The organism is Pandoraea horticolens (genome assembly GCF_902459555.1).
GTDB classification, from domain to species: domain Bacteria; phylum Pseudomonadota; class Gammaproteobacteria; order Burkholderiales; family Burkholderiaceae; genus Pandoraea; species Pandoraea horticolens.
Window position 1 is genome coordinate 741,331 of record NZ_CABPSM010000001.1, and the last position, 16,257, is coordinate 757,587.

General features: G+C 63.2%; 17 protein-coding genes. 6 read left to right on the forward strand and 11 right to left on the reverse strand.

Translation table 11 applies throughout. The features are described from left to right. Position 1 precedes the first annotated feature (1 nt). From livH to PHO31112_RS03445, 3 genes are all read right to left on the reverse strand, one after another. Positions 2–925, reverse strand: coding sequence for a high-affinity branched-chain amino acid ABC transporter permease LivH (gene livH, locus PHO31112_RS03435; RefSeq protein ID WP_010804433.1), 924 nt, complete (start codon positions 923–925; stop codon positions 2–4). 104 nt (positions 926–1,029) lie between these two features. Next, positions 1,030–2,142, reverse strand: a complete 1,113-nt coding sequence (locus PHO31112_RS03440; RefSeq protein ID WP_150619176.1) for a branched-chain amino acid ABC transporter substrate-binding protein — start codon at positions 2,140–2,142, stop codon at positions 1,030–1,032. A 415-nt stretch (positions 2,143–2,557) separates the two neighbouring features. Further along, positions 2,558–3,463 carry a LysR family transcriptional regulator gene (locus PHO31112_RS03445; RefSeq protein WP_150619177.1) on the reverse strand — a complete coding sequence of 302 codons (906 nt, stop codon included), beginning with the start codon at positions 3,461–3,463 and terminating at the stop codon, positions 2,558–2,560. Positions 3,464–3,613: 150 nt separating this feature from the next. On the opposite strand from PHO31112_RS03445, the gene PHO31112_RS03450 reads away from it, so the two are divergent. The 3 genes from PHO31112_RS03450 to PHO31112_RS03460 are packed head-to-tail and all read left to right on the forward strand — an operon-like array spanning position 3,614 to position 5,411. Continuing rightward, positions 3,614–3,823: a tautomerase family protein gene (locus tag PHO31112_RS03450; protein WP_150619178.1), complete on the forward strand. Its 210-nt coding sequence runs from the start codon at positions 3,614–3,616 to the stop codon at positions 3,821–3,823. A gap of 5 nt (positions 3,824–3,828) precedes the next feature. Then, positions 3,829–4,653, forward strand: a complete 825-nt coding sequence (locus tag PHO31112_RS03455) for a 2-keto-4-pentenoate hydratase (RefSeq protein ID WP_246177663.1) — start codon at positions 3,829–3,831, stop codon at positions 4,651–4,653. Continuing rightward, positions 4,650–5,411: a 2-keto-4-pentenoate hydratase gene (locus PHO31112_RS03460; protein WP_010804428.1), complete on the forward strand. Its 762-nt coding sequence runs from the start codon at positions 4,650–4,652 to the stop codon at positions 5,409–5,411. Before PHO31112_RS03455 ends, PHO31112_RS03460 begins: the two co-directional genes overlap by 4 nt. Before the next feature lie 111 nt (positions 5,412–5,522). On the opposite strand, the gene ribD is transcribed toward PHO31112_RS03460, so the two are convergent. The 5 genes from ribD to hemL form a co-directional block, all read right to left on the reverse strand. Then, a complete protein-coding gene (gene ribD, locus PHO31112_RS03465) occupies positions 5,523–6,620 on the reverse strand; it encodes a bifunctional diaminohydroxyphosphoribosylaminopyrimidine deaminase/5-amino-6-(5-phosphoribosylamino)uracil reductase RibD (protein ID WP_150619180.1) in 1,098 nt (365 codons plus the stop codon). Positions 6,621–6,626: 6 nt separating this feature from the next. After that, on the reverse strand, positions 6,627–7,112 hold the full coding sequence (locus tag PHO31112_RS03470) for a TPM domain-containing protein (RefSeq protein ID WP_174995494.1): 486 nt from the start codon (positions 7,110–7,112) through the stop codon (positions 6,627–6,629). 59 nt (positions 7,113–7,171) lie between these two features. After that, positions 7,172–8,146 carry a TPM domain-containing protein gene (locus PHO31112_RS03475; RefSeq protein WP_246177665.1) on the reverse strand — a complete coding sequence of 325 codons (975 nt, stop codon included), beginning with the start codon at positions 8,144–8,146 and terminating at the stop codon, positions 7,172–7,174. Between the two features lie 10 nt (positions 8,147–8,156). Next, positions 8,157–8,771 (reverse strand): LemA family protein, encoded by a 615-nt coding sequence (locus PHO31112_RS03480; protein WP_150619182.1) that lies wholly within the window; start codon positions 8,769–8,771, stop codon positions 8,157–8,159. Between the two features lie 110 nt (positions 8,772–8,881). Beyond that, positions 8,882–10,186 (reverse strand): glutamate-1-semialdehyde 2,1-aminomutase, encoded by a 1,305-nt coding sequence (gene hemL / locus PHO31112_RS03485; RefSeq protein WP_150619183.1) that lies wholly within the window; start codon positions 10,184–10,186, stop codon positions 8,882–8,884. 135 nt (positions 10,187–10,321) lie between these two features. Here hemL and rnk point away from each other — a divergent pair, with 135 nt between their 5' ends. Next, positions 10,322–10,747: a nucleoside diphosphate kinase regulator gene (gene rnk / locus PHO31112_RS03490; RefSeq protein ID WP_150619184.1), complete on the forward strand. Its 426-nt coding sequence runs from the start codon at positions 10,322–10,324 to the stop codon at positions 10,745–10,747. A 112-nt stretch (positions 10,748–10,859) separates the two neighbouring features. Here the strand turns inward: rnk and PHO31112_RS03495 are convergent, their stop codons facing one another. Beyond that, the gene (locus PHO31112_RS03495; protein WP_150619185.1) at positions 10,860–11,462 is read right to left on the reverse strand and encodes a phosphatase PAP2 family protein; all 603 of its coding nucleotides are present in this window, start codon (positions 11,460–11,462) and stop codon (positions 10,860–10,862) included. A 596-nt stretch (positions 11,463–12,058) separates the two neighbouring features. On the opposite strand from PHO31112_RS03495, the gene PHO31112_RS03500 reads away from it, so the two are divergent. Beyond that, positions 12,059–12,244, forward strand: a complete 186-nt coding sequence (locus PHO31112_RS03500; RefSeq protein ID WP_150619186.1) for a hypothetical protein — start codon at positions 12,059–12,061, stop codon at positions 12,242–12,244. A 66-nt stretch (positions 12,245–12,310) separates the two neighbouring features. Then, positions 12,311–15,052 carry a magnesium-translocating P-type ATPase gene (mgtA, locus tag PHO31112_RS03505; protein ID WP_150619187.1) on the forward strand — a complete coding sequence of 914 codons (2,742 nt, stop codon included), beginning with the start codon at positions 12,311–12,313 and terminating at the stop codon, positions 15,050–15,052. Positions 15,053–15,282: 230 nt separating this feature from the next. On the opposite strand, the gene PHO31112_RS03510 is transcribed toward mgtA, so the two are convergent. Next, positions 15,283–15,534, reverse strand: coding sequence for a hypothetical protein (locus PHO31112_RS03510; protein ID WP_150619188.1), 252 nt, complete (start codon positions 15,532–15,534; stop codon positions 15,283–15,285). A gap of 164 nt (positions 15,535–15,698) precedes the next feature. Further along, positions 15,699–16,241, reverse strand: coding sequence for a hypothetical protein (locus tag PHO31112_RS03515; protein WP_150619189.1), 543 nt, complete (start codon positions 16,239–16,241; stop codon positions 15,699–15,701). Between the last annotated feature and the right edge of the window lie 16 nt (positions 16,242–16,257).

Here is a 16,257-nt window from a genome sequence, read left to right on the forward strand (position 1 = left end):
CTCAGACTTTCTCGACGTCGGGCTTGCCCAGCAGGCCGGTCGGGCGGAACAGCAGCACCAGCACCAGCAGGCAGAACGCCACGATGTCCTTGTACTCGGAGGGCATATAGCCCGAGGCGAGCGTCTCCGCCAGCCCCAGCAGCACGCCGCCCAGCATGGCGCCGGGCACACTGCCGATACCGCCCAGCACCGCCGCCGTGAAGGCTTTGATGCCGGCGATGAAGCCGATGTACGGATTGAGCTTGCCGATGGTCAGGCCGATCAGCACACCGCCAACGGCAGCGAGCATCGCGCCGAGTACGAACGTGAACGAGATCACACGGTTCGTGTCGATGCCGAGCAGGTTGGCCATGCGCATGTCCTCGGCGCAGGCACGGCAGGCACGGCCCATGCGCGAGTTGGCGATGAACAGCGTGAGCAGGATCATCAGCGCGACCGTCACGCCCACGATCAGCATGCGAGCGTAGGGAATGGTCACGGTGAAGTCGCCCATCGGAATGTCGATGGCGCCCGAGATCAGCATCGGCACGGATACATCACGTGCGCCCTGACCGATCTGCACGTAGTTCTGCAGGAAGATGGACATGCCGATCGCGGAGATCAGTGGTCCGAGACGAGGTCCGCCGCGCAGCGGGCGATACGCCACCCGTTCGATCGCGAAGCCGTACAGGCCCGTGATCAGCACCGATACCAGCAGCGCTGCCCCCAGCACGAGAGGCAAGGGGTAACCCGCCGCTGTACCGATGGCAGTCAGTGTGACAAGCCCGACATAGGCGCCGATCATGTAGATCTCGCCGTGGGCAAAGTTGATCATGCCGATGATGCCGTAGACCATTGTGTAGCCAATGGCAATCAGCGCGTAGATCGCACCCAGCGTCAGGCCATTGACCAGTTGCTGGGCGAACTGTGGGAAAAAATCGTTCATGCGGGAAGCCTCGCGACGAGCGGGGGCCGAGCGCGAATGCGCGCCGCCCGCCGGAGTCGGCGGGCGGCAGGGGAGGATTCGCTGGCCGGTAAAGCGTCAGGGAATCAGTTAGCGGCGGTCTTGGTGGCGTCTTTGTGCCAGGTGAACACCACGAACTTGAACGACTTCAGATCGCCGGCCGCGTCATACGCAACCTTGCCGATCGGCGTGTCGAACGTGTTGGCGTGGAGGTACTTGGCCACCTTTTCCGAGTCGGTGCTCTTCGCGCCGGCGATGCTCTTGGCGATCAGTTGCACGCCCGTGTAGGCCGGCATCTGGAACGGACCATTCGGATCGCGCTTGGCGTCGGCGAAGGCCTTCACCAGCTTGGCGTTGGCCGGATCGGCGGCGAAGTCGGCCGGCAGCGTCACGAGCATGCCTTCCGAGGACGGGCCGGCGATGGCCGTCACGTCCTTATTGCCCACCCCTTCCGGGCCCATGAACGTGGCCTTCACGCCTTGTTCACGCGCCTGACGCAGCAGCAGACCCATTTCCGGGTGATAGCCGCCGAAGTACACGAAGTCCACGCCTTGCGACTTGAGCTTGGTGATGACAGCCGAGTAGTCCGAGTCGCCGGCGTTGATCCCTTCGAACAGCACGACCGGGATCTTGGCGGCGTCGAGGTCCTTCTTCACCGAGGTGGCGATGCCCTGGCCATACGACTGCTTGTCGTGCAGCACGGCAACCTTCTTCGGCTTGACCTTGTTGATGATGTACTGGGCAGCCGCCGGGCCTTGCTGGTCGTCACGGCCGATAGTGCGGAAGATGAAGTGGCGCTTCTTGCCTTCGGTCAGTTGCGGGGCAGTCGCCGACGGCGTAATCATCACCACACCTTCGTTTTCATAGATGTCCGATGCCGGGATCGTCGAACCCGAGCACACGTGACCGATCACATACTTAATCTTCTGGCTGACGATCTTGTTGGCGACGGCGACGGCCTGTTTCGGCTCGCATGCATCGTCCATCATCACGGCTTCCAGCTTGTTACCATTAGCACCGCCTGCCGCATTGATTTCTTCGATGGCGGTCAGCGCACCGGCCTTGACCATGTCGCCGTATTGAGCAACCGAGCCACTGAACGGGCCGGCGATGGCGATTTTGACGGTCTCGGCATTGGCGGCCGTTCCAATGAAGGCGAGAGCAGCGGCGACGAACAGGGATTTGTGACGGAACTGCATTGTGGACATCTCCTTGATTTGTATTTTTTGACTACCCAGGCATGCGGTGGTCTTGATCGACTGCTGAACCTGTCGGTATTTGAATCATTCACGCCGTTGGCGGCACGAACGATGCGCCATAGTAGCGTAATACGCAGCCCAATTGAAACAGGTATCCGGGATGCCTTCGAAACCCGTATGAACAAAGGGTTTCAAAAGGGTCGGAAGAAAAAAATAAGAGTCGTCACAACGATACTCCGTAATACTACGCAGATAGGAAATCCATTGAAATCGATTCAAATCAATAAATCAGGGCCACGTTGAATCGACTGTGCGGATGATCGGAAAGGACATTTTGGATACAATCCGCGATTCATTGGAATCCAATCGTGAAGTTTTGCATCCGATGCCGTATATCGATGGATATGCGCACTGGCTACATGGTCAGCGTGTGACGTTGATTGCGCGAGCGCCGTATGAGCGCGAGAAAGGCCGCGAGAATCGGTGAGTCGTCGTCTCGCCGGTACATGCAGTTCAGTTCGATGTCCCGCAGGTGCTGGGATTTCAACGGCAGGTACACCACGCCGGGCAGACGCAGGTTCGCCGCCGACGCTGTCGTCACGCAAACGCCGAAGCGGCTTGCCACCAGCGCAATCGACGTCACGACGTCCTCCACTTCCTGCTCGACCCGCAGCGTGACGCCCTCGGCACGGAACGCGGCCGCGACTTCCTCGGCGAGGCCGGGCACCGGCGCGTTCGGATAAAGGATCATCCGCTCGTTGTCGAGATCGGCCAGCGTCAACGAGGCACGCTCGCATAGCGGATGACCCTCGTAGAGCGCTACCAGAAACGGCTCCCGATGAATCCAGTCGACGACGAGGTCCGGTGCGTCGGGAATCAGGCGATTGAAGCCGATGGCGATGCGCCGCTCACGCAACGCCGCGATCTGCTCTGTCTTCGACAGGTTGTGCAGACCGATCTTCACTTCGGGACGCTCGGTATGAAAGCTCGCCAACAACCGCGGAATGACATCGAGAATGCCCGAACTGAAGATGCCGACGTCGAGGCGTCCGATATAGCCTTCGCCGGCAAGGCGAGTCTGTTCTTCCGCACGGCGCGCCAGCGACAGGATATTCGGCACCTCGGCGAGCAGCGTCTGCCCGGCGGCGGTCAGTGTGGCACCCTTGGGGGTGCGCACGAAAAGCGCCGTGCCCAATTGGGCTTCGAGCGCCTGGATGTGACGGGTGAGCGGCGGCTGCGCCATGTTCAACCGCGCTGCCGCCCGCCCGAAATGTCCTTCCTGCGCGACGGCAAGAAAGTACCGCATCTGCTTGATGTCCATGGAAATCCCGTCCCGGCGCAACGACCGGTGTCATCACTCAATACCGAAATGGTATCGGAATCTGTAAATTTGGTATTGGACGGTATCCCTCCGGGGCGCGCATCATTGGGCCCGAACGCTCTCTATGCCGCATTTTCAAGGGACAGCATCATGCCAATCGTACATATCAATCTGATAGAAGGTCGCGACGAAGCCACCGTGAAGGCTTGCGTGAAGGCCGTGGCGCGCACTGTGCATGAAACGCTCGGCGCACCGCTCGAATCGATCCGTGTCTATGCCACACAGGTGCCGGCGGCGCACTGGGCCGTGGGCGAACGCACCAAGGACGAGCCGGCGGCGCCGGCCAGGGCAGGCGCGTGATGACGGTGAGCACACAACGCGACGCCGCGACGCAGGCGCGCCTGCAGCAGGCGGCCGACGCGCTCCTCGAAGCCGAACGTTCGCATCGCTTCATCGCGCCGTTGCGCGACACGTATGCGCCGCTGAGCATCGACGACGCCTACGCCATTCAGCGCATCAACACCGAACGGCGTCTGGCTGCCGGGCGCCGTATCGTCGGCTGCAAGATCGGTCTGACGTCGGTTGCCGTGCAGAAGCAGCTCGGCGTTGACCAGCCCGATTTCGGCATGCTGTTCGACGACATGGGTTACGGCGACGGCGAACCGATCCCTGCATCGATCCTCACGCAACCGAAGATCGAGGCCGAGATCGCCTTCGTCATCGGCCGGGATTTGCGCGTCGACCACCCAGGCCAGCTCGATGTCATCAACGCCATCGAATACGCGCTGCCTGCACTGGAGATCGTTGGCAGCCGCGTCGCCGACTGGAACATCCGCATTACCGACACGATTGCCGATAACGCGTCGTCGGCGGCGTATGTGATCGGCAATACGCCGAAGCGGCTCTCCGAATTCGATGTGCGCATGTGCGGCATGGTGATGGAGCGTCGCGGCGAGCCGGTGTCTGTGGGGGCCGGCGCGGCCTGTCTGGGGAGTCCGATCAACGCCGTGGTGTGGCTTGCTCGGACGATGGCGGCCGTAGGCACGCCGCTTAAGGCCGGCGACCTGGTGCTCTCCGGCGCCCTCGGCCCGATGGCCGCAGTGACGCCCGGTGACATTTTCGAAACCCGTATCAACGGCCTGGGCTCGGTCCGCGCCGTGTTCGAACCTGCCAGCGAGGCTGCGCGATGAGCCACATTCATGACTACGCCAAGTTGCTCGACGACGCGGCGCACTTCGCGCATGAGGTCGAGCAGTTCGATACCGACAATCGTCTGTCGCTCGATGACGCTTACGCCATTCAGGCCGCATCGCTCGCCCGGCGCGCGCAGCGCGGTGAGACGCGCGTTGGTGTGAAGATGGGCTTCACGAGCCGCGCGAAGATGATTCAGATGGGGCTGTCCGACGTGATCTGGGGACGTCTCACGTCCGGCATGCAGGTCGAAGAGGGCACGTCCATCGACTTCAAGCGCTATGTGCACCCGCGTGTCGAGCCGGAGATCGCCTTCATTCTGAAGAAGCCGCTTGAGGGCAACGTCACGGGTCCGCAGGCGCTGGCCGCGGTCGAAGCGATTGCACCGGCCATCGAGATCATCGATTCGCGCTACAAGGACTTCAAGTTCACGCTGCCGGAAGTGATTGCCGACAACGCATCGTCGAGCGGTTTCGTGATCGGCGCCTGGCACGATCCGCATGTCGACTTCTCGAATCTGGGGTTGGCCATGACGATCAACGGCCGTACCGTGCAGGTGGGCTCGACGGCGGCGCTGCTTGGTCATCCGCTGCGCTCGCTGGTGGCGGCGGCGCGTCTGTCGGCCGCCGCCGGTGAGCCGTTGCAGGCGGGCTGGATCGTGATGGCAGGCGGCGCTACGCCGGCCGAATACATTCAGCCGGGGCAGTACGTGTCGGTCGAGATGGAGTCGCTCGGTCGCGTGGGCTTCCACGTCTGAGCGAGCGCACGGCGGGCAGAGCGAGCCCTTCCGGGCCGGCAAAGAAGAACGGGGCGCACCGGCCGGTACGCCCCGCGTTTTCTTGCTGCTTGCCGTGAGCGCAAGGCCGGCTCAGTCGCGTTTGAAGCGAGCCATGATGCGCAGATCGCTTTCGATCATGCGCACGTCTGTAAAGCTGAGGGCGAGCTTGTCGTCGAGCGACGTGAGCGCGGGCAGATTGAACATGCCCTGTGCCTCGCCAACGATGCAAGGCGCGAGATAGGTCAGCAACTCATCCACACAGCGTTCGCGCAGCAACGAGCCGTTGAGCTTGTAGCCGGCTTCCACGTGAATTTCGTTGAGCTGACGCTCACCTAGCGTACGCAGCAGTGCAGACAGTTCGACCTTGCCGCTCGGATTGGGCAGGTCGAGTACCTCCACGCCCAGATCGCGCAGGCGCGACGCCCGGGCCGGATCGCCGTTCGCACAGACCACGAGCGCGTTGCCGTTCGTAAGGACCTTGGCGGTCGGGGAAATCTCCAGACGGGAGTCGACCACGATGCGCAGCGGTGCCCGCGTAGTCTGGACCTCGCGCACCGTGAGTGCCGGATCGTCTTCGCGCACGGTGCCGATACCGGTGAGAATGGCGCATGCCCGAGCGCGCCACGCGTGCCCATCGGCGCGTGCCGCCGGGCCGGTGAGCCACTGGCTCACGCCGTTGTTCAGCGCGGTCTTGCCGTCGAGGCTCGCGGCCACCTTCAGACGTACCCACGGCGTGCCGCGCACCATGCGCGCGACGAAGCCGATGTTCATTTCGCGCGCTTCCTGTTCCAGCAGTCCGCAACGAACTTCAATGCCCGCGTCGCGCAGCATCGCCAGGCCGCGCCCCGCCACGAGCGGGTTCGGATCTTCCATCGCGGCGATCACGCGTTTCACGCCGGCGTCGATAAGCCCCTTTGCACAGGGCGGCGTGCGGCCGTAGTGGCTGCACGGCTCGAGCGTGACGTAGGCCGTCGCGCCGCGCAACGACTCGCCGCGCGTGCGTGCGTCTTTCATGGCCTGCACTTCGGCGTGATCCTGACCGGCAGGCTGCGTGAAGCCCTCACCGATGACACGGCCGTCCTGCACGATCACGCAGCCGACGCGCGGATTCGGCGTCGTGGTGAACATCCCGCGCTCGGCAAGTGCCAGCGCGCGGCGCATGTAAGCAAAATCCTGTTCGGAAAACATGAGACGTCAGATCATCAGCGGCCGGTCGGTCAACGCATTGTCCGGCGCTGCGCCAGCGTGGGCCGGCAGGGATTCGCGCGCAATGCCGCGCAGGGTGTTCAGCGCGTCGAGCACGCTCTGGACATAACGTTCATCATGGAATCCCGCACTCATTTGGCTAACGACGGTGTCCCACGTGCGGGCCGGCACCCGCGCATGGACGCCTTTGTCGGCGATCAGCTCGATATCGTGATCGGCGATATTGATGTACAGCAGTATGCCCGTGCGCTCGCCTGTATGGGCGATGCCGAGTTGGTGAAACAGTTGCACGGCGCGTTGACGGCACGTGTGGCCGTGCCACACCGCAGCCAGCGGCATAGCTGCTTCGATGACCAGACGGATCTCACAGCGGTGCTCGGTTTCCGATTCCCGGATGGCGGCTTCGAGCGTATCCAGCGCCTTGTCGGGAAAAATCCATCGGGCGTGCGCGCGCCAAGTGCCGAAATGCCGCAACCAGCGTGAGACGTCGTGCGGCCTCTGTTGTGTCGTGATCGGTTCTTGTGTCATCGCCATTACCAGTTCCCCGACGAGCCGCCGCCGTCAAATCCACCACCCCCGCCACCGCCGAAGCCGCCTCCACCACCGCCACCGCCGCCGAAGCCGCCACCGTCGTTACGTCCCCAGCCGCCCCCCAGTCCGCCACCGAGGCCGGCGCCGAATCCGCCCGCACCGATGCGTCCGCGTTGGCCGGTGAATACGCGTGAGCGCGGGTCGTTGGGATCTCCACCCGGCAGTCCCGGACCGCGGAAGCGTCGGCGGCTCTCCATGATGACGACCATCGCAATGATGAAGACGATGAAGAGCAGCGGCAGGAAATCAGACAGATCTGAGTGCGGAGCGCGTGTCGAGGGGAGATTCGGCGCGGGCAGCGCCTCGTTGTTCATGGCGGCCTGCACCGCCGCGACACCCGCCGCCAGTCCGCCGAAGAAGTCGCCGTTGCGGAAATACGGCGCCATCACGTCGCGCAGGATACGCCCGGAGACCGCGTCGGTGAGTGAGCCTTGCACACCGCGTCCGACTTCGATGCGCATCTTGCGCAGATCGTTCGGATTGTTCTTCGCGATGAGCATGATGACGCCGTCGTCCACTCCCTTGCGGCCGGCTTTCCAGGCATCCGCCACGCGAATACTGTACTGGTCGATGGTCTCGGGCGCCGTGCTCGGCACCATCAGAATGAAGATCTGACTGCCGCGTTCTTGCTCATATTGCGCGAGTTGTGTCTCGAGGGCGTTGCGTTGCTCGGGTGTGAGCGTTCCCGTCAGGTCGGTCACGCGCGCGGTGAGTGCGGGCACGGCCACCAGCGTCTCTGCACCGGCCGGCAACGCCAGCCAGCACAGGCAGGCCAGCGCCAGTGCCCAGAGTCCCCAAAGCAGGTGCGCCGGGACCGCGTGTTGTCGAGCGCGTGCGGCGTTCGTCACCGGATGGCGCGCAGGCAACCCGCCGCAGTCCGGCATGACCGGGGAAAAGACAGCAGAGACGGCAGCCATGACGTGATCCTCAGAACTTGACGGTCGGCGCGGTCGAAATGGCCTTCTCGTTTTCCACCGTGAAGTTCGGCTTCGCCGAGTAGCCGAACATCTTGGCCGTCAGGTTGTTCGGGAACTGACGCACATACACGTTGTAGTCCTGAACCGCTTGAATGTAGCGATTGCGCGCCACGGTAATGCGGTTTTCCGTGCCTTCGAGTTGCGATTGCAAGTCTCGGAACAGGCCGTCGGCCTTCAGGTTCGGATAGTTCTCCGAGACGGCCATCAGGCGCGAAAGTGCGCCGGACAGTTCCCCTTGTGCTTGCTGGAAGCGCTTGAACGCCTCGGGGTCGTTCAGCGTCTCGGGCGTGACGGTGATGCTCGTGGCCTTGGCCCGGGCGTTGATCACTTCGGTGAGCGTCGATTGCTCGTGCGAAGCGTAGCCCTTGACCGTATTCACCAGATTCGGCACCAGATCGGCGCGGCGCTGGTACTGGTTGACGACCTCGCTCCAGGCGGCCTTGACGGCTTCGTCCTTGACCTGAATCTGGTTGTATCCGCAGGCAGACAGCAAGGACGTGAGCAGTCCCAGTGCGAGCCAGCGAACAAACGACTGACGGAACTTTGTCGGCAGCAGCATTTGCATGGTGTTTCTCCCTGTTGGGGCGGACGGGACCTGCCCGCAGCCCCGGTTCGTTACGTGAGCGAATAAAGCCGGTGACTCTGTGCCAGTGACGCGTGCGTGATGCGAGACGTTCAGGCGACGGCCCGGAAGGCGTCGCGGGCGGCGTCGAGCGTGGCGTCGATGATCGTGTCGTCGTGCGTTGCCGAGACAAAGCCTGCTTCGAAGGCGCTCGGCGCGAGATAGACGCCGCGATCGAGCATCGCATGGAAAAACTTGTTGAAACGGGCAACGTCGGACGTCGTGACTTCGGCGAAGCTCTGCGGCACGTTGGCGCGGAAGTACAGGCCGAACATGCCGCCGACGCTGTCGCCCGAGAACGGCACACCGGCTGCCCGTGCCGCGTCGACGAGCCCGGCGACGAGCTTGGACGTGCGCTGGGCCAGATCCTCGTAGAAGCCCGGCGCCTGAATCAGCTTGAGCGTGGCGAGGCCCGCGGCGACCGCCAGCGGGTTTCCGGAGAGCGTGCCTGCCTGATAGACGCCGCCCAGCGGCGCGAGGTGCGACATGATGTCGCGTCGACCGCCGAACGCTGCAGCGGGCATGCCGCCGCCGATGACCTTGCCAAGGCAGGTGAGGTCGGCCGCAATGCCGTAGAGCGCTTGCGCACCGCCCAGACCGACGCGGAACCCGCACATCACTTCGTCGAAGATCAGCACGCTGCCGTGCGCGGTGCACAGCTCGCGCAGCGTTTGCAGGAAGTGACGTGAGCCGCGCACCAGATTCATGTTGCCGGCCACCGGCTCGACGATCACGGCGGCAATCTCACCGCCTTGCCCGGCGAACAGCTCGCGAAGCTGCTCGACGTTGTTGTACTCGAGCACGAGCGTGTCGCGCGTGACTTCGGGCGGCACGCCGGCCGACGACGGCGCGTTGCGCGTCGAATCGGCGAACGTCAGCAGACCCGAACCGGCCTTGACCAGCAGGCTGTCCGCATGACCGTGATAGCACCCTTCGAACTTGACGATCTTGTTGCGGCCCGTAAAGCCGCGCGCCAGACGCAGCGCGCTCATCGTGGCCTCGGTGCCGGAGGACACCAGACGCACCTGTTCGATGGATGGCACGAGACGACAGATTTCCTCGGCCATCACCACTTCGGCCTCGGTGGGGGCACCGAAGCTGAAGCCCTGCGACATGGCCGTTTGCACGGCAGCGACGACGTCCGGATGCAGGTGGCCGACGATCATCGGGCCCCACGAGCCGATGTAGTCGATATAACGCGTGCCTTCGGCGTCCCACATGTAGGGGCCTTGTGCACGGGCGATGAAGCGGGGTGTGCCGCCGACCGAGCGGAAGGCGCGGACCGGCGAGTTCACGCCGCCGGGAATGGTTTGCTGGGCACGCTCGAAGAGAGCGGCGTTCGTCGTAGATTCGGACATGAATTCGGCTTTTTGAGACGTCTTGATGCGTCGATTCTAGCGGATGGCGATCAAGTCCGGGACTTCTCGCCGCGCGGGGCTTCTGTTAGATTGAATGCCACACTCTCAACGTCAAGGAAAAACAGGCCCGTCGACATGTCCACCGTTCACACTCAACGCCCCTCGATCACTGTCTCGACTCTCGACCTCGAACGCCTGGAAGCGCTTATGGCGCAGGCACCGCGTGCGGCATTGCCGTATGTGGAGGCACTCGAAACAGAGCTTGCCCGGGCGAGCGTCGTCGATCCGGAGCAAATTCCGGCTGACGTCGCCACGATGAATTCGGTGGTGCGCTATCGTGATCTCGCCACGCAGCAGGCGCACCGTGCGACGCTGGTGTACCCGCAGCATCTGGCGAGCACGCAAAGCGGTATTTCGGTACTGGCGCCTGTGGGCAGTGCGCTGCTTGGTCTGCGCGTCGGCCAGTCGATTCGCTGGCAAGTGCCGGGTGGCCACCTGATCGAGCTGGAATTGCTCGGTATCGATTACCAGCCCGAAGCCGCTGGCGAATACCACCGCTGATTTCCCTCTGCGCATTACCCCTGGGAGATTCGGATCTCCCGAGTCTCCCAACCTTCCCCTTCACCTCCGAAGTTCCACGTAGTGCTTCCGGCAGTCCTCACGTTTTCTTATTTCAGCGACGCAGCCAGCCGCGCGCGATCGGCCATGCCATCAGGCGGCGATAGATGCCTTCGAGGATTGCCGAGACGATACGGCTCGTTTCCCGTGCGCTCGCCGTCCGCATGATGAGTGCGACTGCAATCGACACGACCAGTCCGCCAAGCATGTCGACCGGCCAGTGAACGCCGAGATAGACACGTGCCCAGCACACCGGCAGCGCGCAAATCAACAGCAACCGGCCGAGCAGGCGCGGCGTACGTGCCGCCATCCCCATCAGGACGAATGCCGACGTGAACATGAGCGACGCGTGGTTGCTGGGAAATGCATTGGTGGGCGCATGGGGGAGCAGGTTCGTGCCGACACCGGCGACGAACGGCCGCGGCTCGGCCCAGGCCAGCCCGATGACGAAGTTGATCAGCAGCGCGAGCCCCACGCCCAGCAAACCGTGAACGGCACCTTCGCGGTCGCGTCCGCCTGCGAGCCACAGGGTGACCAGCCCCACCGGGAGCAGGACAATCAGATACTTGGCGAGGAAGATGGCGATGGCCAATTCACCTTCGCTCACATTGGGCGAGGCGTTAATGGCCAGAAAGAGGGCGCGGTTGAGTGAATCCATGAAGTCCGGGAGGCGAGAAGTGACTGCCGGTGGTCAGCGGCGCAACCGGGCTGCACACGCAGTGCCGGCGCATCGACGGCCGCCGGCAGGCGGTTTGTGACGAAAACATGACGAATTCTGACTGAGCCGCTTTCCGTTGGAAAGTTGCATTTGTCATCATTTTGTAACGCGTTGAATTGTCACTTTTCTTTCGACGCACTTGGCGGTAAAATCACGCCGTTATAGCTTTCAGGAGGTCCTTCCGTGGACAGTGGTTCTAGTGGTAGTTGCCGGTCGACACAGGTCGACACCATCACCGCGAGTTAGTCCCCGGGATCTTCCCTGCCGCTGACTCGCATAGTCGGGTTGGCGCGCGCCTCTGATGTACGTCTCGATTGCCCTGTCCCCTTGGCTCGCGTGCCAAAGGGTTTTATTGGGTCATACCGATAGCGTCCGTCTTTCGTAGCACGCTCCCTAATTAGCTTTACATCTGCCGTTCGGGCTGTCCCGCCGTGCGCGTGTGTTCGTTTTCGGGCCGTTTGCCGTTGTGCACCGGTCGCCGGACTCGATCTCATCGCCTGCGCCGGGCGGATTGCCGTGCGGCCGGGAGATTCATCGTGTTCCGTTACTCCATGACCCTTCGCAGCGGTAATCCGCAAGCCCTGATGCTGCCGAGCGAGTGCTTGCATCACTATCACGTCGATCCGCATCCGGAAGCCGCCGAAGCGGTGCGTCCGGGCGCTGGGGCGCGTCTCGGGCAGTGGCTGCGGGCGTTCGTATGCCGCGAAAAAACGGCGGGCTGAGCCTGCCTCACGACTTTTGGGGGCCGGCCGTTCACCGGTGCCCCGGACATTTTCAGGATGTATCCGATGCAACAAGCTCTCACGCTCAGCGAGCGATTGATTGCGGTGCTTGGCGCGCGCCTCGGGCTGCGCTTCTTCCGTCGCCGCGACATGCTCGAAACCCTCGACGCACCGGCGCACGGTCATGAGGCACCGCCGGGTCTCGTCGACGCTGCCCGCGACACCGGTCCGGATCTGCTCGCACGGCTGAGCACCACCCGCGATGGGCTGTCCGACGACGAAGCCGCCACCGTGCGGGCACATGTCGGCGCCAACGAAGTCGAGCACGAAAAGCCGTTGCCCTGGTGGCGGCACTTGTTCAACTGCTACCGCAATCCGTTCAATCTGCTGCTCTCGGCACTGGCCGCTGTGTCATTCGCGACCGACGACACCGAGGGAACGATCATCATCGCGTCGATGGTGATCATTTCCACGGTGTTGCGATTTGTGCAGGAAGCGCGTTCGAACAAGGCCGCCGAGAAGCTCAAGGCGATGGTGAGCACCACGGCCACGGTGCTGCGTCGCGAGGTGCTGGGCGATGGTGGCGCAGAGCCCGACAACGTGCGCCGTCTGGGCCGCATGGGCCGCGAAATTCCGTTGGCGGAACTTGTGCCGGGCGACATCGTATTGCTCGCGGCCGGAGACATGATTCCGGCGGATGTACGCATTCTCACGGCCAAGGATTTGTTTGTCTCGCAATCGGCCCTCACCGGCGAGGCGCTGCCCGTCGAGAAATTTGCGCATGCGTGCGAGTCCGGAGGGAGTAATCCGCTCACTTACGACAATCTCGCGTTCATGGGCACGAACGTTGTCAGCGGCTCGGCCACGGCGGTGGTAGTGGCAACCGGTGCGCGCACGTTCTTCGGCTCGCTCGCGCAGCGCGTCACGGCGCTGCAACCGACGGTCACGTCGTTCCAGCAAGGCGTGAATCGCGTGTCGTGGGTGCTGATCCGCTTCATGATGGTCATGACACCCATCGTGTTGCTCATCAACGGCTTCACCAAGCACGACTGGCTCGAAGCCTCGTTGTTTGCGCTGTCGGTGGCGGTCGGTCTGACACCTGAAATGCTGCCGATGATCGTGACGGCTACGCTGGCGAAGGGCGCGGTCGTGCTCTCGCGCAAGAAGGTGATCGTCAAGCGGCTCGATGCGATTCAGAACTTCGGCGCGATGGATGTGCTGTGCACGGACAAGACCGGTACGCTCACGCAGGACAAGATTTGTCTTGAGCGTCACACCGATGTATGGGGCCATGCCTCCGAAGATGTGCTCGAGTACGCCTATCTCAACAGCTTCTACCAGACCGGCCTGAAGAACCTGCTCGACGTGGCGGTGCTCGATCATGCGGAGTTGCACCAGCGTCTGGACGTGGTGAACCGCTACCGCAAGATCGACGAGATTCCGTTCGACTTCCAGCGCCGTCGCATGTCGGTGGTGGTCAGCGAGAACGGCGCGCATCACGAGTTGATCTGCAAGGGCGCGGTGGAAGAGGTGATGGCGGTGTGCGACCGTGTGCAGCATGGCGCGAATGTCGAACCGCTGACGCCCGACGTGCTGGCTCGCCTGCGTCGCGTGACGGCCGATCTGAACGCCGAAGGGCTGCGCGTGGTGGCGGTGGCGACGCGTCATTTGCCGCCTGTGCGCGAGCGCTACGGTATTGCAGACGAAAGCGAACTCGTGCTCGTCGGCTACATTGCGTTTCTCGATCCGCCCAAGGAGTCGACGGCGCCCGCGTTGAAGGCGCTTGCGGCGGCAGGCGTCGATGTCAAGGTGCTCACGGGCGATAACGATCTCGTGACGGCGAAGGTCTGCCGCGAGGTCGGCCTGAAGGTGAACGGCTGCGTGCTGGGCGATGACATCGAGGCGATGAGCGATGCCGAACTGGCACAGACCGTCGAGCGCGCCAACGTGTTCGCGAAGCTCACGCCCGCGCACAAGGAACGGCTCGTGCGGATGCTGCGTGCGAACGGTCACGTGGTGGGCTTCGTGGGCGACGGTATCAACGATGCGCCGGCGTTGCGTGCCGCGGATATCGGCATCTCGGTGGATACGGCGGTGGACATCGCCAAGGAGGCGGCCGATATGATCCTGCTCGAGAAGAGCCTGATGGTGCTAGAGCAGGGGGTGATCGAGGGGCGTCGCACATTTGCGAACATGCTCAAATACATCAAGATGACGGCCAGCTCGAACTTCGGCAATGTCTTTTCGGTGCTGATTGCGAGTGCGTTCTTGCCGTTCCTGCCGATGCTGCCGTTGCAGTTGCTCACGCAGAATCTGCTTTACGACCTGTCGCAAACGACGATTCCGTTCGACAACGTCGACGACGAGCAACTGACGCGGCCGCAGCGCTGGAACCCGGCGGATCTGTCGCGCTTCATGGTGTTCTTCGGCCCGATCAGCTCGATTTTCGACGTGCTGACGTTCCTGGCGATGTGGCACCTGTTCGGCGCGAACAGCACCGAGCACCAGACGTTGTTCCAGTCTGGCTGGTTCGTCGAAGGGTTGCTGTCGCAGACGCTGATCGTGCATCTGATCCGTACGCGCCGTATTCCGTTCGTGCAGAGCCGCGCCGCGTGGCCGTTGCTGCTGATGACGGGCGCGGTGATGCTGATCGGCCTGATGCTGCCGATGTCGCCGTTCGCGGACACGTTCAAGATGCAGGCGCTGCCGCTCGCGTACTTCCCGATGCTCGCCGCCATCCTCCTCGCCTACGCCGTGTTGACGCAGATGATGAAGGGCATGTTCGCACGACGGTTTGGGTGGCAGTGAGGTCGGTTGTGCCAGTGTGATGAACAACACCAGCGGCGATGGGATCGCCGCTCGCACTTACGTCATGCCATGGAGTCCCCGCGTCAATCATCCACCCAAGTCCCCAACGGGCGGTCGAAGTGTTGGCTGCGGGAAGCGAAGACGTCGCGGACGTCGTCGAGTTCGAGGGGCACATCGAGCGCGCCGTCGTTGTCGCGTCTGGCGCTGCCTAGCGGATCGTTGCAGCACAGCTACAGCGACATGTCCGAGGGCATCCCAACCACGCGGAGCGACATGTGCTTGCCGATGAGAAACGGCTGTCCGCCCTTGCCGAATCGCCGAATCAATTGCCCCATCAGCGCGTCGGGGCCGTGATACGGATACCCGTCATCGCCCGAGACCTTGTGCAGATACGTTGCGCCGTGAGTTCGGCGTGTGTCCGTCGGCGTCGCGGCGTCCGAACTTGTGGTCGTCCGTGCGCGTGCACCATTCGCCCGACGCACGCAGGATCACTTTCGGCGCACACTGTGCGCCGATCTTGTATCCCGTGTCCTGCCAGCCTTGCGCGGTGTACCCCCTTCAAGCGCCTGTTGATGCGATCTGCCGTCATGACCGGCTCCATCGTTGACGGGGCGCCAAGAATGGATCGCCGGCTATCGGCTTTTCGCTACGTGAACTGCGATCGGTTCGAGTGTAGACGCACCGCTTCCTCGCTTGAAGCGTAGGTGCGGAGTCCTGCCTCCAAACGGCGTTTCGGCGAGACGGCAATACCCAGCTCTGCATACAATTCGTCGAGGGCCTCGCGCGTGCCGACGAGCAGTGCTGTGGTTTGCCCGCTGATGTCGGTGACAACGCTCACGAGCGTTTTTCCCTGGCACGTCTCGCGCGCTGCGACGAACTGCGTCGACGTCAGCGCGGCGAGCGTGGCGAAGCGCTCCGCCTGCACCAGGCCGTTGATCTGGAACACCGGCTGCGCGGCACCGGTGGCGCGCGGCGCGAGCCGTACGTGGGTGCCGTCGCTGTAAGCGCCAAGCGCTGCGAACAGTTTTTCGCGACCTTGCGGCCCCAACGCGCAGTGATCGCCATGTACCCAGCGCGAAATCGTGTTGCCGGTAATACCGGTCGCGTAAGCGAGCCGGGCTAATGTGACTCCCGATAGCTTGATGAGCAGACGGGCGACGGTGCGGTGACGCTGTTCGATGTCATCCATAACGGGTGTCCTGTCG